The sequence below is a fragment of the Citrobacter sp. Cf088 genome, from assembly GCF_030334295.1.
Classification (GTDB): Bacteria; Pseudomonadota; Gammaproteobacteria; order Enterobacterales; family Enterobacteriaceae; genus Citrobacter; species Citrobacter freundii.
Map to the genome: position 1 here is coordinate 131,331 of NZ_JAOWEE010000052.1, position 23,022 is coordinate 154,352.

Annotated in this window: 30 protein-coding genes and 1 pseudogene; 11 read left to right on the forward strand and 20 right to left on the reverse strand. The window is 51.1% G+C overall.

The features are described from left to right. Positions 1–98 precede the first annotated feature (98 nt). Positions 99–929, reverse strand: a complete 831-nt coding sequence (gene nadE, locus OGV71_RS11805; protein WP_204583656.1) for an NAD(+) synthase — start codon at positions 927–929, stop codon at positions 99–101. 200 nt (positions 930–1,129) lie between these two features. Between nadE and osmE the strand changes: the two genes are divergently transcribed. From osmE to chbG, 7 genes are all read left to right on the forward strand, one after another. Continuing rightward, a complete protein-coding gene (osmE, locus tag OGV71_RS11810) occupies positions 1,130–1,471 on the forward strand; it encodes an osmotically-inducible lipoprotein OsmE (protein WP_003030621.1) in 342 nt (113 codons plus the stop codon). A 298-nt stretch (positions 1,472–1,769) separates the two neighbouring features. Further along, positions 1,770–2,090, forward strand: a complete 321-nt coding sequence (gene chbB / locus OGV71_RS11815; protein WP_003030620.1) for a PTS N,N'-diacetylchitobiose transporter subunit IIB — start codon at positions 1,770–1,772, stop codon at positions 2,088–2,090. Between the two features lie 87 nt (positions 2,091–2,177). Beyond that, positions 2,178–3,536: a PTS N,N'-diacetylchitobiose transporter subunit IIC gene (gene chbC, locus OGV71_RS11820; RefSeq protein ID WP_003030619.1), complete on the forward strand. Its 1,359-nt coding sequence runs from the start codon at positions 2,178–2,180 to the stop codon at positions 3,534–3,536. A 54-nt stretch (positions 3,537–3,590) separates the two neighbouring features. Beyond that, entirely contained in the window at positions 3,591–3,938 is a 348-nt protein-coding gene (chbA, locus tag OGV71_RS11825) for a PTS N,N'-diacetylchitobiose transporter subunit IIA (RefSeq protein ID WP_003030618.1), read from the forward strand. 10 nt (positions 3,939–3,948) lie between these two features. Continuing rightward, a complete protein-coding gene (chbR, locus tag OGV71_RS11830) occupies positions 3,949–4,791 on the forward strand; it encodes a transcriptional regulator ChbR (protein ID WP_085951046.1) in 843 nt (280 codons plus the stop codon). Between the two features lie 124 nt (positions 4,792–4,915). After that, positions 4,916–6,271: a 6-phospho-beta-glucosidase gene (locus OGV71_RS11835; RefSeq protein WP_003030616.1), complete on the forward strand. Its 1,356-nt coding sequence runs from the start codon at positions 4,916–4,918 to the stop codon at positions 6,269–6,271. A gap of 12 nt (positions 6,272–6,283) precedes the next feature. Further along, positions 6,284–7,042, forward strand: coding sequence for a chitin disaccharide deacetylase (chbG, locus tag OGV71_RS11840; protein WP_204583652.1), 759 nt, complete (start codon positions 6,284–6,286; stop codon positions 7,040–7,042). Between the two features lie 36 nt (positions 7,043–7,078). Here the strand turns inward: chbG and OGV71_RS11845 are convergent. Beyond that, positions 7,079–7,973, reverse strand: a pseudogene (locus tag OGV71_RS11845) (catalase); the annotation flags it as partial. A gap of 119 nt (positions 7,974–8,092) precedes the next feature. Between OGV71_RS11845 and cedA the strand changes: the two are divergent. After that, positions 8,093–8,356 carry a cell division activator CedA gene (cedA, locus tag OGV71_RS11850; RefSeq protein WP_071667549.1) on the forward strand — a complete coding sequence of 88 codons (264 nt, stop codon included), beginning with the start codon at positions 8,093–8,095 and terminating at the stop codon, positions 8,354–8,356. A gap of 62 nt (positions 8,357–8,418) precedes the next feature. Here the strand turns inward: cedA and tcyP are convergent, their stop codons facing one another. From tcyP to hxpB, 4 genes are all read right to left on the reverse strand, one after another. Next, a complete protein-coding gene (tcyP, locus tag OGV71_RS11855) occupies positions 8,419–9,810 on the reverse strand; it encodes a cystine/sulfocysteine:cation symporter (protein ID WP_003030608.1) in 1,392 nt (463 codons plus the stop codon). Between the two features lie 135 nt (positions 9,811–9,945). Next, a complete protein-coding gene (locus tag OGV71_RS11860) occupies positions 9,946–10,545 on the reverse strand; it encodes a metal-dependent hydrolase (RefSeq protein WP_086551139.1) in 600 nt (199 codons plus the stop codon). Positions 10,546–10,628: 83 nt separating this feature from the next. Beyond that, positions 10,629–11,390 carry a 2-dehydro-3-deoxy-D-gluconate 5-dehydrogenase KduD gene (gene kduD / locus OGV71_RS11865; protein WP_204583648.1) on the reverse strand — a complete coding sequence of 254 codons (762 nt, stop codon included), beginning with the start codon at positions 11,388–11,390 and terminating at the stop codon, positions 10,629–10,631. A 146-nt stretch (positions 11,391–11,536) separates the two neighbouring features. Beyond that, positions 11,537–12,205 (reverse strand): hexitol phosphatase HxpB, encoded by a 669-nt coding sequence (gene hxpB / locus OGV71_RS11870; RefSeq protein ID WP_003030602.1) that lies wholly within the window; start codon positions 12,203–12,205, stop codon positions 11,537–11,539. A 167-nt stretch (positions 12,206–12,372) separates the two neighbouring features. Between hxpB and OGV71_RS11875 the strand changes: the two genes are divergently transcribed. Then, the gene (locus OGV71_RS11875) at positions 12,373–12,909 is read left to right on the forward strand and encodes a YniB family protein (RefSeq protein WP_003030600.1); all 537 of its coding nucleotides are present in this window, start codon (positions 12,373–12,375) and stop codon (positions 12,907–12,909) included. Between the two features lie 64 nt (positions 12,910–12,973). Here the strand turns inward: OGV71_RS11875 and OGV71_RS11880 are convergent, their stop codons facing one another. Both OGV71_RS11880 and pfkB read right to left on the reverse strand, forming a co-directional pair. Then, positions 12,974–13,834, reverse strand: a complete 861-nt coding sequence (locus tag OGV71_RS11880; RefSeq protein WP_003030598.1) for a fructosamine kinase family protein — start codon at positions 13,832–13,834, stop codon at positions 12,974–12,976. A gap of 270 nt (positions 13,835–14,104) precedes the next feature. Next, positions 14,105–15,034, reverse strand: coding sequence for a 6-phosphofructokinase II (pfkB, locus tag OGV71_RS11885; RefSeq protein WP_204583646.1), 930 nt, complete (start codon positions 15,032–15,034; stop codon positions 14,105–14,107). 287 nt (positions 15,035–15,321) lie between these two features. On the opposite strand from pfkB, the gene OGV71_RS11890 reads away from it, so the two are divergent. Further along, the gene (locus tag OGV71_RS11890) at positions 15,322–16,080 is read left to right on the forward strand and encodes a DUF481 domain-containing protein (protein WP_003840911.1); all 759 of its coding nucleotides are present in this window, start codon (positions 15,322–15,324) and stop codon (positions 16,078–16,080) included. 164 nt (positions 16,081–16,244) lie between these two features. Here the strand turns inward: OGV71_RS11890 and yniD are convergent, their stop codons facing one another. Beyond that, positions 16,245–16,352: a small membrane protein YniD gene (gene yniD / locus OGV71_RS11895; RefSeq protein ID WP_003030590.1), complete on the reverse strand. Its 108-nt coding sequence runs from the start codon at positions 16,350–16,352 to the stop codon at positions 16,245–16,247. Positions 16,353–16,808: 456 nt separating this feature from the next. On the opposite strand from yniD, the gene OGV71_RS11900 reads away from it, so the two are divergent. Then, entirely contained in the window at positions 16,809–18,017 is a 1,209-nt protein-coding gene (locus OGV71_RS11900; RefSeq protein WP_286533258.1) for a tyrosine-type recombinase/integrase, read from the forward strand. Here the strand turns inward: OGV71_RS11900 and OGV71_RS11905 are convergent. From OGV71_RS11905 to OGV71_RS11955, 11 genes are all read right to left on the reverse strand, one after another. Beyond that, a complete protein-coding gene (locus OGV71_RS11905; RefSeq protein ID WP_169328924.1) occupies positions 17,975–18,211 on the reverse strand; it encodes a helix-turn-helix domain-containing protein in 237 nt (78 codons plus the stop codon). The genes OGV71_RS11900 and OGV71_RS11905 overlap by 43 nt on opposite strands. Before the next feature lie 109 nt (positions 18,212–18,320). Then, positions 18,321–18,623 (reverse strand): hypothetical protein, encoded by a 303-nt coding sequence (locus tag OGV71_RS11910; protein ID WP_286533262.1) that lies wholly within the window; start codon positions 18,621–18,623, stop codon positions 18,321–18,323. A 9-nt stretch (positions 18,624–18,632) separates the two neighbouring features. Further along, positions 18,633–18,872 (reverse strand): DUF4222 domain-containing protein, encoded by a 240-nt coding sequence (locus OGV71_RS11915; protein WP_286533264.1) that lies wholly within the window; start codon positions 18,870–18,872, stop codon positions 18,633–18,635. Further along, positions 18,850–19,638, reverse strand: a complete 789-nt coding sequence (locus OGV71_RS11920) for a hypothetical protein (RefSeq protein ID WP_502873630.1) — start codon at positions 19,636–19,638, stop codon at positions 18,850–18,852. The genes OGV71_RS11915 and OGV71_RS11920 overlap by 23 nt, the downstream gene beginning before the upstream one ends. Next, positions 19,635–19,853 carry a TraR/DksA family transcriptional regulator gene (locus tag OGV71_RS11925; RefSeq protein ID WP_286533266.1) on the reverse strand — a complete coding sequence of 73 codons (219 nt, stop codon included), beginning with the start codon at positions 19,851–19,853 and terminating at the stop codon, positions 19,635–19,637. Before OGV71_RS11925 ends, OGV71_RS11920 begins: the two co-directional genes overlap by 4 nt. A gap of 97 nt (positions 19,854–19,950) precedes the next feature. Beyond that, positions 19,951–20,169, reverse strand: coding sequence for a hypothetical protein (locus tag OGV71_RS11930; RefSeq protein ID WP_286533268.1), 219 nt, complete (start codon positions 20,167–20,169; stop codon positions 19,951–19,953). Next, complete coding sequence (locus OGV71_RS11935) at positions 20,166–21,218, reverse strand: DNA cytosine methyltransferase (protein ID WP_286533270.1); 1,053 nt, start codon at positions 21,216–21,218, stop codon at positions 20,166–20,168. Before OGV71_RS11935 ends, OGV71_RS11930 begins: the two co-directional genes overlap by 4 nt. After that, the gene (locus tag OGV71_RS11940) at positions 21,215–21,874 is read right to left on the reverse strand and encodes an MT-A70 family methyltransferase (RefSeq protein WP_286533272.1); all 660 of its coding nucleotides are present in this window, start codon (positions 21,872–21,874) and stop codon (positions 21,215–21,217) included. The genes OGV71_RS11935 and OGV71_RS11940 overlap by 4 nt, the downstream gene beginning before the upstream one ends. Before the next feature lie 4 nt (positions 21,875–21,878). Continuing rightward, entirely contained in the window at positions 21,879–22,631 is a 753-nt protein-coding gene (locus OGV71_RS11945; protein WP_045418776.1) for a hypothetical protein, read from the reverse strand. Further along, positions 22,628–22,780, reverse strand: a complete 153-nt coding sequence (locus OGV71_RS11950; protein ID WP_286533274.1) for a DUF1317 family protein — start codon at positions 22,778–22,780, stop codon at positions 22,628–22,630. Before OGV71_RS11950 ends, OGV71_RS11945 begins: the two co-directional genes overlap by 4 nt. Then, positions 22,780–23,001: a hypothetical protein gene (locus OGV71_RS11955; RefSeq protein ID WP_032671017.1), complete on the reverse strand. Its 222-nt coding sequence runs from the start codon at positions 22,999–23,001 to the stop codon at positions 22,780–22,782. Before OGV71_RS11955 ends, OGV71_RS11950 begins: the two co-directional genes overlap by 1 nt. Between the last annotated feature and the right edge of the window lie 21 nt (positions 23,002–23,022).

Genomic DNA, 23,022 nt, shown 5'->3' on the forward strand with positions numbered 1-23,022 from the left:
TAACAGTTTGGAACCGATTAAAAAAGCGGCATCAGATCAGGAAAAGGGACCGGACAGCGGTGATCTCAGTGCTATCCGGCAATATGTGACTAAAAGAATTACGCTTTTTTCCAGAAGTCATCAAACACCGTAATCGGTGTGCGACGTTTGTGCTCGGTCTTCAGATACCAGCCTTCAATTTTTTTCGCGACGTCGGCAGTCAGCGTTTTTCCTTCCAGATAATCGTCGATGTTGTCATAGGTGACGCCTAATGCGGCTTCATCCGGCAGAGAAGGACGATCGTCTTCGAGGTCGGCGGTTGGTGCTTTCTTATATAAATGTTCCGGGCAACCCAGCGCGGCAAGCAGTTGCTTACCCTGACGCTTGTTCAAACGGAAAATAGGGTTAATATCAGTACCGCCATCGCCGTATTTGGTGAAAAATCCGGTGATAGCTTCTGCTGCATGATCGGTTCCCACGACAACGCCGCTGGTCATACCGGCGATACTGTACTGAGCCTTCATACGTTCACGGGCTTTTTCATTGCCACGGACAAAATCGCTCAGTTCAATACCCGCTTCACGCAGGGCCTGTTCACTGGCCAGTACCGCACCCTTAATATTGACGGTGAGTACGCGGTCCGGTTGGATAAAGGCGATGGCATCCTGACAGTCCTGTTCATCAGCCTGAACGCCATATGGCAGACGTACGGCAATAAACTGCAGCGCGTCATTCCCCGTTTCTTCGCGAAGCTCGGAAATAGCCATCTGGCATAGTTTTCCCGCGAGCGTTGAGTCCTGCCCGCCGCTAATCCCTAATACCAGTGATTTCAGAAAGGGGTAGGTCTGCAGATAAGATTTAAGGAAATCCACGCTGCGGCGAATTTCTTCTTCTGCATTGATGTGCGGTTTTGCGCCAAGCGCCTGGATTATCTCTTGCTGCAGAGTCATTTAACCCCCTATGGAAAATAAAATGATCAAAAAAATGATGTGTTAAAATTATCGCGTTGAGGCCCAAACGACAAGGGATGCGAGCATCATTTTGTTTTAATGGAATTTTCCGAAACTGCCTAAGTATCATCTGATTGCTTGAAAAATGCGTTGTTGTGCTCCAGGCTTATATAACACGCTGAAATACAAGAGGACGGAATATGAACAAGAACCTAACAGGAATTCTGAGTGCAGCGGCTGTTTTGACTATGCTGGCAGGGTGTACGGCTTACGATCGTACCAAAGACCAATTTGTTCAGCCCGTGGTGAAAGATGTGAAGAAAGGGATGAGCCGGGCGCAGGTGGCGCAGATTGCCGGTAAACCTTCTTCTGAAGTCAGCATGATTCATGCGCGAGGGACATGCCAGACCTACATCCTGGGTCAACGAGATGGTAAAGCTGAAACCTATTTTGTTGCTTTAGATGACACCGGACATGTGATTAACTCCGGTTACCAGACCTGCGCAGAGTACGACACCGACCCGCAGGCGGCGAAGAAGTAACAACTGCTTATTGCCTGAGCATTCAGACGAACCGGCCATCGTGCCGGTTTTTTTGTGCCGAACGATCTTATTTATTGCCGCGAATTATTTGCCCGAAATGTGAGGGGGGTCATAACGACAGGTCAAGGAGAGACAATTTAGTTGGTCAAGGAAATACCATCCACTGGTGCAATCCCGTATACTCATTTCAGCCACCTAAAAAAGTAATTTAGCTGACGCAAGTTACCCAGAGCATGGATGCAGGTTATGGCTTGCGGAGTGTCTGGTTGACAGATAATCGCATATGAGGATCGTTTTAATGGAAAAGAAACACATTTATCTGTTTTGTTCTGCGGGCATGTCGACTTCATTGTTGGTTTCGAAGATGCGTGCTCAGGCCGAAAAATACGAAGTGCCGGTTATTATTGAAGCGTTTCCTGAAACGCTGGCCGGAGAAAAAGGTCCAGCCGCCGATGTCGTGTTATTAGGTCCACAAATTGCTTATATGTTGCCCGAAATTCAGCGTTTGTTACCCAACAAACCTGTGGAAGTGATTGACTCGCTGCTGTATGGCAAAGTCGATGGTTTAGGCGTGCTTAAGGCTGCTGTTGCAGCAATTAAAAAAGCCGCAGCAAATTAATTATTTTATTTTAATTTTTCCCGTCAAAGAGTTATTTCATTAACATTCACCGTAATTATTAATTGCGGTATTTAAGGGTATTTTTCTATGAGTAACGCTATTGCTTCACTTGAAAAGGTACTCCTTCCTTTTGCTGTAAAAATTGGAAAGCAGCCACACGTTAATGCAATCAAGAACGGTTTTATTCGTTTAATGCCGTTAACCCTCGCAGGGGCCATGTTTGTATTAATCAATAACGTTTTCCTGAGCTTTGGGGAGGGGTCGTTTTTTTATTCAATGGGCATTCGACTTGATGCTTCAACTATTGAAACGCTGAATAGCTTGAAAGGCATTGGTGGAAACGTCTATAACGGTACGCTGGGTATCATGTCATTGATGGCACCGTTCTTTATCGGCATGGCGCTGGCAGAAGAACGTAAAGTCGACTCACTGGCTGCCGGGCTGTTATCTGTCGCCGCGTTTATGACCGTAACGCCTTATAGCGTGGGTGAGGCCTATGCCGTTGGCGCGAACTGGCTCGGCGGTGCCAATATTATTTCCGGTATCATTATCGGCCTCGCGGTCGCGGAAATGTTCACCTTTGTGGTTCGTCGCAATTGGGTCATTAAATTACCTGATAGCGTACCGACATCTGTATCGCGCTCTTTCTCTGCGCTGATTCCTGGCTTCCTTATCCTCTCCATTATGGGGATCATCGCCTGGGCATTGAACACCTGGGGTACGAACTTCCACCAGATCATTATGGATTCCATTTCAACTCCGCTGGCGTCGTTGGGCAGCGTGGTGGGCTGGGCCTACGTGATTTTTGTTCCGCTGCTGTGGTTCTTCGGTATTCACGGTTCACTGGCGCTGACTGCGCTGGACAGCGGTATCATGACGCCATGGGCGCTGGAAAACATCTCTATCTACCAACAGTTTGGTTCCGTAGATGCCGCGCTGGAAGCCGGTAAGACGTTCCACGTCTGGGCGAAACCGATGCTCGACTCCTATATTTTCCTTGGAGGTAGCGGGGCAACGCTGGGTCTGATTATCGCTATCTTCCTGGCATCGCGTCGTCCTGACTATCGTCAGGTTGCTAAACTGGCACTGCCATCAGGTCTGTTCCAGATTAACGAACCTATCCTGTTCGGTCTGCCGATCATCATGAACCCGGTGATGTTTATCCCGTTCATCCTGGTTCAGCCGATTCTGGCGGCGATTACGCTGGCAGCTTATTACTCAGGCATTATTCCACCGATTACCAACATTGCACCGTGGACCATGCCAACCGGTTTGGGCGCGTTCTTTAACACCAACGGTAGTGTCGCTGCTCTGCTGGTCGCGCTGTTCAACCTCGGTATTGCAACGCTGGTTTACCTGCCGTTCGTGGTGGTAGCCAACAAAGCGCAGAATGTTATTGACCAAGAAGAAAGCGAAGAAGATATCGCTAACGCATTGAAATTCTAAATTTGATCCGGCATGGCTTCACGGTCATGCCGGACTGAACCAGAGGAAAAAAGTATGTTGGATATCGAGAATATCGTCGACACGCAGTCCGAAGCAGAAGAACTTGAAGAAGTGGTGATGGGCCTCATCATCAACTCCGGTCAGGCGCGTAGCCTGGCGTACGGCGCACTTAAAATGGCCAAGCAAGGTGATTTCGAGTCGGCCAAGGCGATGATGGACCAGTCTCGTCTGGCGCTGAACGAAGCGCACCTCGTGCAAACGAAACTGATTGAAGGCGATCAGGGCGAAGGTAAAATGAAAGTTAGCCTGGTGCTTGTCCACGCGCAGGACCACCTGATGACATCAATGCTGGCGCGTGAGCTGGTGACTGAACTGATTGAACTTCACGAAAAGCTGAAATAGCGAGGAGTGCATAATGCAGCTACAGATTAACGCACCGGAAATCAAAACTGTTTATGAACAGCAACTGTTTAATGGCAAAAATTTCCATGTGTTCATCTATAACAAAACTGAGAGTATCAGCGGGCTGCATCAGCATGACTACTATGAATTTACCCTGGTTTTAACCGGGCGCTATTATCAGGAAATCAACGGTAAACGCGTACTGCTCGAACGTGGAGACTTTGTCTTTATCCCGTTGGGATCGCACCACCAAAGTTTTTATGATTTTGGTGCGACAAGGATCCTTAACGTCGGCATCAGTAAACGTTTTTTTGAACAGCACTATCACCCGCTACTGCCATTTTGTTTCGTTGCATCGCAGGTCTATCGGGCGAATAACTCGTTTCTTACCTATATTGAAACGGTTATTGCATCACTTAACTTTCGCGAGAGCGGACTGGATGAATTTGTAGAAGTGGTCACCTTCTATATTATTAATCGGTTACGTCATCATCGCGAAGAGCAGGTGTTGGATGATATTCCGCAGTGGCTTAAAACCACCGTCGAGACCATGCACGACAAACGGCAGTTTAGCGAGAACGCGCTGGAAAATATGGTACACCTGTCCGCGAAATCCCAGGAGTATCTGACCCGTGCAACCCAGCGTTATTACAGCAAAACGCCGATGCAGATTATTAATGAAATCCGTATTAACTTTGCTAAAAAACAGCTGGAAATGACGAACTATTCTGTAACGGATATTGCTTACGAGTCTGGCTACAGTAGTCCAAGCCTGTTTATTAAAACGTTTAAAAAGCTGACGTCGTTTACACCGAATAGCTACCGTAAGAAATTAACTGAATTTAATCAGTAGAAATTATTTGCCAATAACCCATTTTTTATAGCTTGCCCAAAATAGCGTCGGGACAGCCACGCTATACCTGACTTACGGGTTGAGCATAATACACGTCAGTGTTTTGACACTGAAGGGAGAAAGTATGAGCCAGAAATTAAAAGTCGTCACTATCGGTGGCGGGAGCAGCTACACCCCTGAATTACTTGAAGGCTTTATTAAGCGCTATCATGAATTACCGGTTTCTGAATTGTGGCTGGTTGATGTCGACGGTGGAAAAGAGAAACTGGACATTATTTTTGACCTATGCCAGCGCATGATCGATAAAGCCGGCGTACCGATGAAGTTGTTTAAAACGCTGGATCGCCGTGAAGCACTGAAAGATGCTGATTTCGTTACCACCCAGTTGCGTGTAGGGCAACTGCAAGCCCGTGAAAAGGATGAACGCATTCCGCTGAGCCACGGGTATCTGGGGCAGGAAACCAACGGCGCTGGCGGGCTGTTCAAAGGCCTGCGTACCATTCCGGTTATCTTTGATATTGTTAAAGATGTGGAAGAATTGTGCCCGAATGCGTGGGTGATCAACTTCACTAACCCAGCCGGGATGGTGACTGAGGCGGTTTATCGCCATACGAATTTTAAGAAATTCATCGGCGTATGTAATATTCCGATCGGCATGAAAATGTTCATCAGCGACGTGCTGGCGCTGAAAGAGAGCGATGACTTATCTATCGACCTGTTTGGTCTGAACCATATGGTCTTCATTAAGGATGTTCTGGTCAACGGTGTGTCACGCTTTGATGAACTGCTGGACGGCGTTGCTTCGGGTCAGTTGAAAGCCTCTGGTGTGAAGAACATCTTCGACCTGCCGTTCAGCGAAGGGTTGATTCGTTCGTTGAAGCTGCTGCCGTGCTCGTATCTGCTGTACTACTTCAAGCCAAAAGAGATGCTGGCGATCGAAATGGGCGAGTACTATAAGGGTGGCGCACGTGCTCAGGTAGTACAAAAAGTAGAAAAACAACTGTTTGATCTCTATAAAAATCCTGAGCTAAACGTTAAACCGAAAGAGCTGGAGCAGCGCGGCGGGGCCTATTACTCCGATGCGGCCTGTGAAGTGATCAATGCCATCTACAACGACAAACAGACTGAGCACTATGTCAACATTCCACATCATGGGCATGTTGATAATATTCCTGCGGACTGGGCGGTTGAGATGACCTGTACGCTGGGGCGTAACGGTGCTACGCCGCATCCGCGAATTACCCATTTTGATGAGAAAGTGCTCGGCCTTATCTATACCATTAAAGGTTTTGAAGTGGCGGCGAGCAACGCAGCGTTGAGCGGTGAGTTGAATGATGTGCTGCTGGCGCTGAACCTGAGCCCGCTGGTGCATTCTGACAGCGATGCCGAAATTCTGGCGCGTGAGCTGATTCTGGCGCATGAAAAATGGCTGCCAAACTTCGCCGGGTGCATTGAGAAACTCAAAAGCGAACAACACTAACCGAGGTCGGCTATGGAACGCGTACTGATTGTAAATGCGGATGATTTTGGCCTGAGTAAAGGACAAAACTACGGCATTGTTGAAGCTTGTCGCAATGGTGTTGTCACCTCGACCACGGCGCTGGTTAACGGTGCGGCAATTGACCATGCGGTACAGCTGAGTCGCGACATACCTGAACTTGCCGTCGGAATGCACTTTGTTCTGACGCTGGGCAGGCCGTTGACGGTAATGCCAGGCCTTACTCGTGACGGTGTACTGGGGAAATGGATCTGGCAGATGGCGGAGGAAGACACTCTGCCGCTGGATGAAATTTCTCAGGAACTGGCCGCACAGTATCAGCGTTTTATTGACCTGTTCGGGCGGGAGCCGACGCATCTGGATAGCCATCACCATGTGCATATGTTCCCGCAAATTTTCCCTATCGTAGCAGGGTTTGCTGCCCAGAAGGGGATTGCGTTGCGTATCGATCGTCAGGCGGTATTCCAGGCGTCTGACTTACCGGAAACCTTACGGACTTCCCAGGGATTCAGCAGCGAGTTTTACGGTGAGGCGATTTCTGAAGCTCTGTTTTTGCAGATGCTTGATGCGTCAGCCGATCGCGGAGAATCCTCGCTGGAAGTGATGTGTCATCCGGCTTTTATCGATGACATTATTCGTCAAAGTGCCTACTGTTACCCCCGCTTAACTGAGCTCGACGTGCTGACGTCTTCGTCACTGAAATATGCTATTGCGGAGCGCGGTTATCGTCTTGGCAGTTTTCTAAACGTGTAATTCCTGAGTTTGCGGCGCTTGATGCGCCGCATTTTTTTAGGCCGGAATCGTGTCTATTTTTCCGGCGCGTGACCAGACGCGGTGCGCGGTCATCAGCGTCAGCAGGGTATCCATGAACTGTGTGTCTGCACTGTCCGCTTTCACCACGCCTTCTTCTCCTTCCTTTTTGATATTCAACGTTGCTTTAAACTGACGAGCATCGCCAGCCAGGGCGATAGGTTTTAAGTGTTTATACGCTTCGAGTAAGTAATATCGGGCATCATCGTTCGTAACGATATCCGCGAGATTGCCGCACGGAACGATAACCGCATCGACCGTCAGGGTAGATCCATCATCGGCAACTACATTCCCCATCCGGGAATAGAGTAGTTTGGCATGAACACCTTCGGCCTGTAGGGCTTGCATGATGGCGAGCAGATCGGCCGATTTCACCTGGTTATTAAGTACGACCATGCGGCCAGTTATCATTGATGGAATTCGGTTCATAGTTGGCCGGATTGGTATCGATGTCCATGCAATGCATGCCGTCACGCTGGAAATTATGGTACGGACAGGTTGGGCGATTAATTGGGATTTCATGGAAGTTGGGCCCGCCCAGACGACTGATCTGGGTATCGGTATAGGAGAACAAGCGGCCCTGCAACAAGGGATCGTTAGTAAAATCGATGCCCGGGACGATGTGTCCGGGATGAAAAGCCACTTGCTCATTTTCGGCGAAAAAATTGTCCGGATTGCGGTTTAGCACCATTTTACCGACGAGTTGTACCGGAACCAGTTCTTCAGGTATCAATTTCGTTGGATCGAGCAGGTCAAAATCGAACTTGAATTCGTCCTCTTCAGGAATGAGCTGTAGCCCCAGTTCATATTCCGGATAATCGCCCGCTTCAATCGCTTCCCACAGTTCGCGGCGATGAAAGTCGGGAGCCCGACCTCAGCGGCGCAGGTACAGGCCGATGACGTAAAGCGCGATGAACCAGGCAAACAGCGCACGCAAGGCAGGACGTCAGGAGGCAAAATCGGCTAAGATAGTGGTTTTCTGATTTTTAGAATTTGTCTTTAGTGAAGCAACTGATTATGAAACCTCTTCGCCAACAAAATCGTCCGGTTATCAGCTATGTTCCTCGCGTGGAGCCCGCTCCACCAGAGCATGCGATTAAAATGGATGCGTTTCGTGACGTATGGATACTGCGCGGAAAATATGTCGCTTTTGTCTTAATGGGGGAGGCGTTTCAACGTTCGCCCGCATTTACGGTCCCGGAATCAGCGCAGCGCTGGGCTAATCAGGTCCGTCAGGAAAATGAACTGAGCGATTAATGGATATAAAAAAACCGCCGGAGCAGACACTCCGGCGGTTTTTTGTTTTTTAGCTGACAGACTTAGCGATGCGCCAGTTCGGCGTTATCGTCGCTGTCCAGAATTGTTTTATCGGTCTGCTTCAGCCATTGACTGGTCAGCGTACCGGCAGTCATGGAACCGCTCACATTCAGCGCGGTACGACCCATATCGATCAGCGGTTCAACGGAGATCAACAGCGCAACCAGCGTGACCGGCAGACCCATGGCAGGCAGGACGATCAGCGCGGCAAACGTTGCACCGCCGCCCACACCCGCGACGCCTGCAGAACTCACGGTCACGATACCGACCAGCGTGGCAATCCACATTGGATCCAGCGGGTTGATCCCGACGGTCGGCGCGACCATTACTGCCAGCATTGCCGGGTACAGACCCGCACAACCGTTCTGGCCAATCGTGGCGCCAAAAGAGGCGGCGAAAGAGGCGATGGATTCAGGCACGCCCAGACGACGGGTTTGCGCTTCAACGTTCAGCGGAATTGAGGCTGCGCTGGAACGGCTGGTGAAGGCGAAAGTCAGCACCGGCCACACCTTACGGAAGTATTTCAGCGGGCTAACGCCGTTAATACCCAAGAGGATCCCGTGAACCACGAACATAATGCCCAGACCGAGATAAGAGGCCACGACGAAGCTACCCAGCTTAATGATATCCTGCAGGTTGGAACCGGCAACCACTTTGGTCATCAGCGCCAGAACACCGTACGGCGTCAACTGCATCACCAGACGAACCAGCTTCATCACCCAGCTTTGCAGGGTATCGATAGCCACCAGAACGCGCTCGCCTTTTGGTGCATCATCCTTCAGCAGTTTAAGTGCGGCTACACCCAGGAATGCTGCGAAGATAACTACGCTGATAATCGACGTCGGGTTGGCGCCAGTCAGATCGGCAAACGGGTTTTTCGGAATAAACGACAGCACCAGTTGCGGAACGCTGAGGTCAGCCACTTTGCCAACATAGTTGGTTTCAATCGCGTTCAGACGGGCCGTCTCGGCACCACCTTGCACCAGACCTTCGGCGGTCAGGCCGAACAGGTTGGTCACCAGAACCCCGACCAGTGCGGCAATCAGCGTGGTAAACAGTAGCGTTCCGATGGTCAGGAAGCTGATTTTACCTAACTGAGAGGCATTGTGCAGACGCGCAACGGCGCTGAGAATAGATGCAAATACCAGCGGCATAACAATCATCTGCAGCAACTGGACATAACCGTTGCCGACAATGTTGAACCACTGTACGGAATCTTTAAGAACCTGGCTGTCGGAACCATAAATGGTGTGCAGGGCAAGGCCGAACACGACACCCATGATCAGACCGACCAGTACTTTTTTGGCCAGACTCCACTGTTTGTGACGGGCTTGCGCCAGCACGAACAGCAGCACTACGAACACGATAATGTTCGCGATTAATGGAAAGTTCATCCCCGTTCTCCTGATCTTATTATACGTATCACCGTTTAAAGGTGATTCTGTTGGCGCAAGATTAGCAGAACTGTGACTTGCCTCTTATATTCAAATGGAATTGTTTATACCGAAAATGACTTTTTGGCTGATTTATTAGTCAATCTGATGCGTTATGAAACGATTGAACTGCATTTGTAGCGTATTAATCATCTGCGAAGACCAGCGTACCGCGCTGTTCTCTTGTACGGTCTGCGGCATCCAGATTGCCCATGCGAACAGTGCCATGCACAGAAACCGTTCCAGTTGGTTGCCTTTTTGCGGCACGAGGATGGGCAGACGAAAACGCCAGCGGCAGGGCCAAAGCAGGGGAACGCCCGCCGGGGTCAGCATATCGGCCAGAATATGGCTGAGATAACCGAGAACCATACCTTGTAAGGCATCAGCCGGTATTATCCAGGTGTCCGGGACTTTCAGGTAAAACGTGGTCAGCAGGGCAAAGACTGCAAGCAGGCTATGCGTAAACCCGCGATGACCAAATGCCCGGGCAATGGGTTTTGATATCCACTTCAGACGCTGCCCCAGCAGGGATTTGGGATGATCAATATCCGGCAGCAGGCACGTTAAAATGGCGGAAGGAACAATATGCCACCAGTCACCCTGCGCAAGAACGGGCGTTAGCTCGGCATTCTTGGCAAATACCGCACAGGCAATAGAAAAAAGAAGGTGGCCTTCCGCCGTCATGATAAAACCCAATAAACTGTCGATTCATACAGTATAGGGGTTTTATACAGTAGGCGGAAGAGGTGACGTTGTAACCCTTTGTCACAAGTGCGCCATTACCGCGCCAGCCAACCGCCATCCACGGCTAGCGTATAGCCATGAATATAGTCAGAGGCGGAACTTGCGAGGAATACGACCGGGCCTTTCAGATCATTTGGCGTGCCCCAGCGCCCTGCGGGAATGCGATCGATAATCTCCTGATTGCGCTCGCTGTCTGCGCGCAACTGCTGGGTATTATTGGTCGCCATATAGCCGGGTGCGATAGCATTGACATTAATTCCTTTGGCCGCCCATTCATTGGCGAGCAGGCGAGTGATGCCGAGCACGCCGCTTTTTGATGCTGTATAGGAAGGGACGCGGATTCCGCCCTGAAAAGAGAGCATCGAGGCAATGTTAATAATTTTTCCGCCATTGCCCTGAGCCAGAAACTGGCGCGCCACGGCCTGTGACAGAAAGAAAACAGATTTGAGATTTAGATTCATCACGTCATCCCAATCCTTTTCACTGAAGTCCAGCGCATCCTGACGGCGTATAGTTCCTGCATTGTTAACCAGAATATCGACCCGGCCAAACGCCGACACCGATTGTGTCACGATGCTGGTGAGAGCATCTTGTTGGCTGAGGTCGGCCTGAATAGCCATAAAACGTCGACCGAGGGCGTTAATTTTCTCTGCGGTTTCATGTGGTATTTTACGATTCACGCCGACTACATCGCAGCCCGCTTCAGCCAGCGCCACTGCCATACCCTGCCCAAGGCCGGTGTCACATCCAGTGACGATGGCTACTTTACCTTCGAGACGAAAAGCTTCCTGAATCATGTTTACCTCACTATTTATGTCATTAACGCTTGCTCTATAGGGCAAGGATAGGAGAGGTTAAACAGAAACACAATTAAAAATGAAACGATGTTTTAAAAATAAAAAATCTGAGAGGGCGGGCAATACGATGATTGCCCGTTACAGGATTAGCCGCGCAGATGAGCGGCAGTGAGCTCGGTGAGCGAGGTTAGTTTGACGTCGGCAAGAACGAAGCGGGGATCGTCCTGATTCTCATGCGCTGGTACGACGATGGAACGCATACGGGCGGCTTTCGAAGCAATCATGCCGTTTACCGAGTCTTCCAGTGCTACGCAGTTTAACGGGTCAATGCCCAGTTTTGTGGCGCAATCGAGATAAACCTGCGGGTGCGGTTTGCTGTAGGGCAGTTTTTCTGCGGAAGCCAGAGCGTCGAAGCTGCTGCGCAGATCAAACATGGTCAGCACTTTTTCCAGCATATGCAGCGGCGAGGCGGATGCCAGTCCTACTTTGATTCCCTGAGATTTGCACAACGCCACGGCTTCACGCACACCCGGCAGCAGTGGTTTTGTTTCTTCTACTAACGCAATGGCCCGGGTGATGATGCGCTCGGTGACCTCCTGACGTGAGGGACCGTTCCACGGTTGCTGCGCAAACCACAAATCGACCACCATATCGATGCGTAAGCCAAGAGTATCGGGAAGTTCATGGCGGCGGGAGATATCAACGCCTAAACTTGCTATCACGTCCAGTTCAGCCTGATCCCAAAGCGGTTCAGAATCGACCAGTAACCCATCCATATCGAAAATTGCAGCAAGAATTTGACGCGGGGTTGACATTACAACCTCTCCTTTACGGTGATAAAAGGGATTAAGAGCCAGTCATAACAGGCTCTGAGCGTTCATTATGGCTAATTCAGCAGTATACCGCCTTTAAAGATCAGGCGAAAACGGTTATCAACGGGTAAACTTAGGCCAAAATGACACGTCTTTATCAAGGGGAACTCATGACGTATCAACAAGCTGGACGCATTGCCGTCTTGAAAAGGCTGGCGGGATGGGTAATTTTCATTCCCGCGCTGATTTCAACACTGGTTTCTGTACTGAAGTTTATGTATGCGCACAGCGAAAAGCAGGAAGGAATTAACGCGGTCATGCTCGATTTTGCTCACGTGATGATCGATATGATGCGGGTTAATACACCTTTTCTTAACGTGTTCTGGTATAACTCGCCAACGCCCGATTTTCAAAGTGGACTGAATCTTGTTTTTTGGTTGATATTCATCCTGATTTTTATCGGTCTGGCGTTGCAGGATTCAGGCGCCAGAATGAGCCGTCAGGCACGTTTCTTACGCGAGGGCGTTGAAGATCAGCTGATTCTGGAACAGGCAAAAGGCAGTGAAGGATTATCCCGCGAGCAACTTGAGTCGCGAATTGTGGTACCGCACCATACGATCTTCTTACAAATTTTCCCGCTTTATATTTTGCCGGTGATCGTTATCGTGATCGGCTACTTCTTCTTCTCATTGCTGGGCTTTTTGTAAGTGCCGCTCTATCGGGCCTGCCACGTTACGAAACGGCAGGCCTGATAAGCAACGCGGTACGTAGTTAAGCAGCGAGTAATCTATCCAGCGCTTTCTGCGCCACAACCAGATGCTGTCCTCCGAACAGAATTGCTCGATTTAGCAGCGTATAGAGCTGGTAGATTGGCTGCCTGTCAAGAAAGTCCAGCGGTAGTGGTGAGACAGACTGGTAACCGTCATAAATTTGCGGCGGCTGATCGGTATGTAACGGCAGCATTGCCAGGTCGCACTCTCTGTCCCCCCAGTAGCAGGCAGGGTCAAAGATGTACGGACCGTTAGGACCGAGGGCGCAGTTCCCGGACCACAAATCACCGTGCAGGAGAGACGGCTGCGGCTGATGAGAAGAGAGACGTTGCTGGACATGTTCGACGATGGCATCAATATTGCCAAACGCAATGCCTTTTTCAGCGGCGAGTTCCAGTTGCCAGCCTATACGCTGCTCGGCGAAAAAGGTTGACCAGCGACGTTGCCAGGTGTTGGGCTGCGGCGTGGTAGAGAGCGCGTTATCGAAGTCGAGACCAAACTGAGGCTGGTCGCTCCATTCGTGCAAATGCGCAAGCTGTTGACCGAGGATAAACGCGTTATGCGCATCAAGCGGACGGGGAGGGAGGAAATCCATCACCAGAAAGCTGTAATCTCTGTCTGCGCCTACTGCCCAGACTTTCGGTACAGATACAGTTTGACTGCGGGAAAGTAGCTCCAGCTGATCGGCTTCTGCCGTAAAGCCGGTTAACAGCTCTCTTTCATCGCATTTGACGAAAAAATCCCGCCCCGCATAGCGTAAATGCCATGCGGCGTGAATCTCTCCGCCGGGCAGTTCATTACGCAGTTCGATTTCGCCTTCACCTAATTGCTCGCTTAAAAGACGACTGATAGCCTGCCACATGATGTCTCTCCCCATGTTGTCTGCCAGATCATAAGGTTAGCGCAAGAATGCGGTTAAAAAACACGAACTGACGCACACCACGGACGCGTCATCGCTGGAAAGGCACTTAATGTTTGTCGCTCTTTTTCAACCCGTACCGTTGTGGAGACGTCTGACTGCACATGATTCACTTCTTTGTAATCACGTGACTTTTTTATCATAGTCGCATAACACCCATGCTGACAGTTTTGCGCGAGAATCCCCTTTCTCTTCAAAAGAGGGATGGTGTCATTACTGATTGAGATACGAATAAATTTTTTGCGTGTCGTCCAAAGAGCACAGGCGCGTACCCTGATTTAGCGTTGCTGCGCTACCTGCGGCGACGCCGTAACGGACAATATCCTCAAAAGGTGCATTCTCAGCCAGTTTAAGCGTCATGGCCCCGACCATACTGTCGCCCGCGCCTACGGTGCTTTGACTTTTCACCGGTGGCGGAACCACCTGAACGCAGGTATCTCGATCTACGCCCAGCGCCCCTTGCGGCCCAAGCGAGACCACAACGCGGTGCGCTTTTCCGCTATGTACGATTTCCTGTGCGGCCTTGCGCACATCATCGGGCTGTGTCAGTTCTCGATTTACCAGCGCACTCAGTTCTTTGAGGTTAGGTTTGACCAGTTCGATATTGCCGATGGCTAACGCCGCCGTCAGTGCTTCACCTGAACTGTCGACAATACAGCGGATCCCCTGTTTTTGTGCGGTGGTAATCAGTCGGGTCAACTTCTCAAGCTGTACGCCGGGCGGCAAACTACCGCTGATGACCAGCAATGCACCAGATTCAATTTCCAGCACCTGATCCTGAAGTTGGTAGAACTCGTCATCGGTCAGCGCAGCGCCAGGCATGACAAAACGATACTGTTCGCCGCTGGACTCAACGTGGACATGAAGATTTTGTCGGGTCCAATCTTTGGCTTCGACGGTGGATACGGGAACATTTTCGTCGGCGAGCAATGCAACAAGATGCTCTCCGGTTGCACCCCCCGCGGGGAAAATCGCCGTTGCGGTTCCGCCAAGATGGGCAATTGCGCGAGCGACGTTGATGCCGCCGCCGCCGGGTTCAAAAACCGGCGAGGTACAACGAAGCTTACCTTCCGGATAAATTTGCGGGGTGATTGTTGCGCTATCGAGAGAGGGCGCAAGTGTTAACGTATAGATACGTACCATCTTTACCTCCTGTTAGGCTGTCCTCAGTCTGGCACTTAACCTCCCGAAAGTGAAGTAATTAACAACATGATTTTTCATATCTTTATTTAAAATTATCGTCATAAAGTTATATAAATAAAATAAAGGTTTAGGAACGCTCTTATTCAAAAAATGAAATAAGAATTTATTGCTATGTTATTCGAGTCTTTTTATAATTTGTTACCTTTCAAGGGTCTTTTGTCATTGATCCATATGAAAGTTTCCGAGACCGTAATGGTCTCTTTTTTTGTTGTACGGACTCTTAATAAATGAAGCTTTTGAAGACAGTGCCCGCAGCATTGCTGCTGACGGGAGGCCTGCTTGCGTCAATGCATGCTGCCGCCGATGATTCCGTTTTTACTGTCATGGATGACCCTTCCAGCGCGAAAAAACCCTTTGAAGGTAACCTGAACGCGGGATATCTCGCCCAGTCAGGCAACACAAAAAGTTCTTCTTTAACCGCAGATACCACCATGACCTGGTACGGCCAAACGACCGCATGGTCTCTGTGGGGAAATGCCAGTAATACCTCCTCAAATGATGAACGTTCATCGGAGAAATATGCCGTAGGTGGCCGTAGTCGTTACAACATGACCGACTATGACTATCTCTTTGGACAGGCAAGCTGGTTGACCGACCGCTACAACGGCTACCGCGAGCGTGACGTGCTGACCGCGGGTTATGGTCGTCAGTTCCTCAACGGGCCTGTGCACAGCTTCCGTTTCGAATTCGGTCCAGGCGTGCGCTATGACGAGCACACGGATGGCACCACCGAAACACAGCCGCTGGGCTATGCGTCCGGGGCCTATGCATGGCAGATGACGGACAATACCAAGTTTACTCAGGGTGTGTCGGTATTCGGCGCTGACGATACCACTCTCAACTCTGAAACTGCCCTGAACGTTGCCATCAATGAACACTTTGGGTTAAAGGTGGCTTACAACGTCACCTGGAACTCTGAACCACCGGCAACAGCGCCGGAGCATACCGATCGCCGCACGACAGTTTCCCTCGGTTATCGGATGTAGTGACAAGCCGGGTCAAATAAATGGCCTGGCTTTTCTAAATTAAAGTTAAGTTTATTTAATATTTAATTTGCGTTTTATTTTTCTACCTGGCCATAACGCGCTATTTTCAGACGAATTCGATTAATCGATAAATAAACGAAATCGGAACAGCGGGTGAGCGTCATTTAGCCCCAGATCATCGCAGCCCAGCGCAGCATCAACATGGCCGCACAAATAACGAGCAGAATCACAACCATCTTCCAGTGTTTCTTCGCAAAGCGATTTGTGGGCATTGTTTTTTTCCTGCTCAGGTTAGATGACTTTGTGCAAGTGTAACAAAGATGGTTGGGTGTCAGTGAATTGATTTACATCATAGAGCGCGCGTTGATTGCTGCTTTGATCGACCCGTAATGCCGTGTACACTGTCAAACGGTGTTATCAAAAAGCGGGTGTAGGTCCAGTGTGGTCTTTAAGGCGACCAGTGACATATTTCGCAGAGTGAAGCGGGAATCAGCCCACACCTTTTTGATAATTTTAAATATTGAATCTTTGTATGTGATCTTACGTGTAAGTACCATCCAGAGTTTCTCCTCATTCCTGTCTGTTCCTACCTGTTTCACCAATTCCGCATCACACCTAACTTTATTCAATTTACCCGTTTCAATTTAGTTCATGTTGTCCGTGTTCGTGTCGTAGAATCTGTGTACCAAATCGTGTACCAATTCCGATAAAGCTGAACAGGGACAAGCATGCCTCTCAACGATACCAAGCTCAGGCGTATAGCTGGCAAGCCATATGATGGACCAGAGGAGATAGCTGACGGTGGTGGACTTTCTGCCAGGATCAGCCCAAAGGGGCTTATCACCTTTCAGTACCGCTATCGCTTCAACGGGAAACCTGCCCGGCTAAAACTTGGCACCTATGGCAAGATGTCGATCAAAGAAGCCCGTGATGCTATGGAGGAATGCAAGGGTTGGCTGGAAGAGGGACGCGACCCGGCTATGCAGCGGAAGAAAGCTAGGCACATCGTATCCAGTTCACCAAGCATAAGCACCCTCGTTGATGAGTGGCTTGAAACACCATCAGTGAAAGAGATGGTGAAGTACGAATACTGGAAGCGGATGTTGAAGCTTCACGTTACCGACAATTACGGCCGACTGATAGCAGATGAGATGAGCCCCGTTGAGTGGGAGCAGATATTCCTGCGCATAACGAAAGGTGGTTCGCCGGTTCAGGCAGGTAACGTTCTGGTGAAGATGAAGCAGGTTATCCGCTATGCGCTGCGCCGAAAACGTATAACTTCAAATTCGCTAATGTTGCTTGAGATTAACGATATCGGTAGCCGTCCGGATGACGGGGAAAGATTCCTGAATGACGAAGAGATAGGCGCGTTCTGGAATGCCATCGATAAAACCAAGATGTCATGGCAAAACAAAATGCTGATCCGCCTTGTGGCGCTTACCGGATGCCGCGGTGTTGAACTGAGGCTGGCAAGGAAGGGTGATTTTGACCTGAAGGCGAGGGAGTGGGTAATACCGAAAGAGAACTCGAAAACGCGTAAACGCTTTGTGCGTGGGATTTCTCAGCTGGCGGCTGATTATCTGCAGAAGGTTTTTGATGTGTACCCCGATCAGTCAATCGTGTTTCCACCGGCTAAGCTGCAGGTGGACAGGCCTATGTCAGCCAGTACATTGATTTCCATCGCGGGGCAGGTGGAAGAGGTCATGGGTGGGGAGCACTGGTCTCTGCACGACCTGCGCAGAACGTGCAAAACAAAGATGGCTGAGCTTGGCGTTGCGCCTCACGTATCAGAGAAGATACTCGGGCATAAGCTAACGGGGATGCTGGCTGTTTATGACCAGTATGATTACATCCCCGAGCAGCAGGCAGCGGCAGAATTGTGGGCTGAGAAGATTCAGGCGTGTGCGGCCAGTAAACCCTTATCTTTGCAGAACTGAATTACCTCTACATAGCGGTAGAGAGCACCACCTTTTGGTGGGTGGATTTCCTTCACTTCGGGCGGGAATGGTGTTCCAGATTGCTTCCATTGCCTGCGCTTACGATAAAACGTGGTTCTGGAGATACCACCAAGCATCTCCTGAACGCGCTCACGGTTAACCAGAACCGGCTGAATGCTGATTGTTGTTTGCATGCTTTTCTCCAGGCAAAAAAGAAGCCCGGGCGAACCGGGCAAATGGGGGATAACGTTGCAGTGCATTCGCACCCAATAGCCAGCTCACTGAAGCCGGCTATCAGTTGCGTCAGTCGTCTTCATCTTTCAACATGGTATCGTCAGGAACCTGAATGGTGAGAACTGTGCTATACCCATTCTCATGCACACTGAACGAGGTTTGCCATTGAGGGATTGGCACATCCTCAGCGACTTGTCGCACCCCAATTGACCAACACCCGTTGCCTGTATAATTAGCGGTTACCTGCATCTCTCCTTGTTCTGATATCAGGTGGTAAATTCCCAGCGTGTCGAAGCATCCTCTCTCTTCGCAAATATCACCTTCACATTCGAAAAGGTCATCACTTGCACCATAAAAACTTAATTCCTTCATAATCTCTCCTCATGCCGCCCGCATAGCGCGGAGGCGTTTTAAGTGTTCTGCTGTTTCGAATTCTTCGGCGATCCGCTCGGCCTGTGCTTTGGTAAGCGGCTCGAATTCATGCTGAAATCGCCCAATGCTGGCGATGCAGGTGCGGCCGTTGCGGATGTAGTGGATGACTTCGTGGGTAGCGCGGAGGATTTTGCAGGGTGCGCCGTGGAGATCGGCGTACCAGGTATTAGGCTGGATTATCCTGAACATTGGGCACCACCTTAAATTCGATTACCCAGACCCAAGGGTTGGCCTGCCAGTTTTCTTCGCCGTAGATGGATTCCCACAGATACTTAAATGCGCCTGTTACCGTTGGCCTTCCGGTCATGTTGTGGTCAGCAATGCAGTCGTAACAGTCCTGAGAGTCATAAAGTGCTTCCATATCGACGCCTTCCGACTCAGCATCCGTTTCACTGATGCCATTCAATCGCTCAACACGAACGCCGGTAACCTCCAGCAGAATGCGACATGCCGCGCGTGGCATGTGGATAGATGGTTTCCAGCACGAACGGCCATCTTCATAGCCATCGTCATCACCCCAGGTAAAATCCCCATCTGCTGCGTAGATAGCGTGACCAGAGTAGTAACCATTACCAAACGGCATTTCGTGAATGGCTGTGGCGGGACGGTCAGGACTCCATGGCTGAATGCGACCATCTTCATCCAGTTCATGGCTCACTACACCACACGTCTCCCGCACCCAGATGCGATCGCCGACGGCACCGAACGGGCAGGTGTGGCCTTCATTCTCATCAGCAACGCCAAATACATCTTTCTTTGCAGGCTGCAGGTATCCGTTTTTATCGACCACGCCAGGCGTGTACCAGTGGGCGTTTAAATCCAGATCGTAACCGTTATGTGTTGGGTGGAAGCCATCAGACGGCTGTACCTTCATTATCCGCCGCGTCTGCGTCTTCCGGCCGTCGAGGATGGCGCGCACCATTTCGCCGTTAAAAATCATTCCGCGCTCTTTCACTGGAACCCCCTTTGCTTATTCTTCAGTTCGATGACGGATTGGCACTCCGCGCAAGTCTGGCAGCCGGGAACGGCAGCGCGCCGCGGCTCGGGAATTGGTTCGTCGCATTCCGAGCAATGCTCTGCTGATACGGCGTTGTGGTCGATGCGGTGAGCGGAGAGGGCAGCGTTACGCTGAAGCTCTTCAATCTCTGCTGCGGTATCGATGATGTCCATGGTCAATGCTCCCGGAATTGTCGGTTAATTCGGTTGAAGGTGAACGCCAGCAATAAAAAAGGCCGACATAGCGACCTTGTGATTCGTTTGGTTAGCGTCATGATTCGACTCCGTACCGGCCTTGCATTCGACCGATGCTGCTAACGAATGCCACCAGGCTGATACCCAGCGGAGCAATTTTCTTGTGATGCTTGTTGATGATGGGAGGCACCGTTTCGTTCCAGTTAGGCTTTGGCTTCTTGCGCATGGCCTGCTGGATTTCCTCGGTGCAGCGGCGGCAGGCGGCGCGGATGGCGTTGTCTGTTTCTGGCGTCATAACCCCTCCATATAAGCCCGGATGAATTCAGCCGCAGCCAGCGCGTTTATAGCGTTCCCGTAGCCCTTAAGTCGGCCTGTGCGGTTGCGTCCAGCCATTGCTCGTAATGAGGACTTGCCGTGTCCCAGGCTTTTGGCAAACCTTGCAACCAGCGGGAATGTGCCGGGTTCAACTGGACGCCATTGCCCATCTCGACAAAACACCCAGTCCGCATCTCGCCAAAAACCGTTAACCTCAAGGGTCCTGCTGTGTAAGCCTGCCGCGGTAACTGATCCAGCCGATCTTTCCCTTCTCGCTGCGCTGTCATCCCTGATGTGTCTTTCCAGTCGCGAGTTGTCGGCGTAACCCATCCCGCCAGTAACGCTGTGCCCGGCAGCTTCAAGCACACTTTTGGTGACCCGTCCTGATTCTTCCCGCTGTAGCAATGAGTCGACCCGGTTGAGTCGTTCGCCACCGGTGTTTGCCAGCCTGTCAGTCGAGCTGCTCCGGAGACGTGCTGTAATCCCCGTTTCGTTTCCGGCTGCGGATTCGTATTCGCTACAGGCGTGGGCCACCCAATAAGCCCGCTCTCTGATGTGCGGCGCACCGACGCCCGCTGCCGCAAACGGCACAAGCCCGAAGGCGTATTCCATTCCTTCCAGGTCAGCTTGTACAAGGTCGAACCATGTGTTTGCGTTACCGCTTGCAACCTGTTCGCCAAAGACATGCTGAGGTCTGCGCTCGCTGATGAGGTGGAAGAAGTGGGGCCAAAGGTGCCGCTCGTCAGCAAACCCATCTCCTTTGCCTGCCGCGCTGAAAGGCTGGCAAGGACAGGAACCGGTCCAGACTGGTTTATCGTCAGGCCATCCGGCGAGGCGCAGGGAATGAGACCAGACGCCAATTCCGGCGAAGAAGTGGCACTGCGTGAATCCTCGCAGATCGTCAGGTGTGACATCTTCAATACTCCTTTCATCAACTTCGCCTGGGGCGATATGGCCGCCTGCGATTAAGTTCCGAAGCCACTGGGCAGCGAACGGGTCGATTTCGTTGTAATAAGCTGCTGGCGTCATGCGGCCTCCGTCTTAACAACATCGATGGCGCATCCGGGCAGCAGTTCCACCGCGGAGGTGGCACACTTATTTCCCCAGTGATCCCAGCCCGGCGCCGCGCTGCGGCTAAACAGCTCAATGCGCGGCACATCACCATAAAGCAGTTCCAGCCGGTGGCGCACTTCCCACGGCTTTTCGCTGTGCGCACCGAGCGGGCTGTAGACCACCTGCTTAATCCCGGCGTGCTTACGTTCCAGCCCGGCGCCGCGGGTTGCAATCAGCAAGTCCTCAGTGTTGGCCCGAGTGTGGTTGCCGCCGTTCATGCGCGTCTCGGCGTTAAGCAGATCGAGGAAGTCGTAAAAATCGCTGACGTCCCCCTCGGACAGCGCCTTGTTGATGCGCAACTCGGCGTTCTGATTCAACTTCACCCAGGTAAAGCCTTTCATAGTGCGAACGGCAAAACCCCAGGCCTCAGCCAGTTCGATGGCCTCCTGGTTATGCGTGCCGGTGTACCACATCGCCAGCACCGCGTTTTCGGTAGCAAGTTCCCAAACCGGAAGGCGCTTGATGTCGATGAGCTTCATGGTGGAGTAGTGATCGGAAGCGGCCCCGTTGTTGATGGTGTTGCCGTAAGACCAGGGCGGATCTGCGTAGATAAGAGAGTATTTTCTGGTCATGGAATTACACCTCGAAAGCAAGTTGTGGCGTGAACCGATCGCGTTCTGCGTCGTAATTCAGCGAACTTGCAGAGTTAAAGGCTTCAATGCGTTCGACCAGCACCGCAGCGCGTGTTTCTTTGCTTGCCGGTGCGTAGGCTGATTTATCCCACGCCTTGTCGATTCCGATGTTGCGCGCCACATTAGTGCTGTCGGCTGACGACAGCGGGATATGGCGGAAGATATCGGCGTTCAGCATGCGCAGGCCGTGAAGCTTTGTTATCGGATAACCGTTTATGTCGACAACGTGACGGATGAGATCGCGTAACTTTGCCCGACATGAGCGCGGGCGCTTCGCGTCGTATTCACCCATGCTACCGATGCATACGCGCGGAAATTCCCGACACAGGCGGAAGAAACGTTCATCGGGCTCGTTCATGTGCCACACCGGCGCGCCGACTACTTTGCCGTGCGGCCACTCTGCGATTAACGCATCGTTCTCTTCACTGGTCCCGCCGATCACGTCAGGGATGACAGCAAAAGCAAAACGAGGGTGATTCATCCAGCGACCTACAAACGCGTAGTAGTCATTCCAGTTAACAACGCGCTTTTTTGTCCAGAAGCTGAATGCGCCGTTATCCAGCGCGAAAGACTGGGTGACTTCGCTGGCCAGGGCTAATTGGCCGGGGTTAGCGAACGAGATGAAAGCGTGCCTGCCTTTCCATGCCTTCAGCGCGCAAGTGTCCGGCGTAATAGGGCCGCCGTGAAAATGAATCATGCCGCCTCCTGCCTTTCCCGATATTCCTCAGCGAGCCGCTGCGCCTTAAATGGATTGCTGACCACTTCACCCCATGGCATTAGCCAGCCGTTACCGATGAAGGGAAGGCACAGTTTGCCAACCCTGATGTCGTCGTGAGCATGAGTCATTAGTCACTCCTTGAAGCGCCGCCGAGGCCTTTGCGGTTGTCGTTTAGGTATGGGTCAGCTGGCGTGTAGTTGGATGGGGCAGGGGGTGAATCGTCGTTGGCTCTTTCTTGCTGGATGATTTGGTAAAGCTCTTTGCGGTCTGCTCGCTCAGAGGGTGAAAGCTTCCGGTCAGGGATTGGCCGGAGAAGATATTTTCGATACTCGGGGGTAAATTTGTTCATTGGTTCCTCCTGACCGGGAGA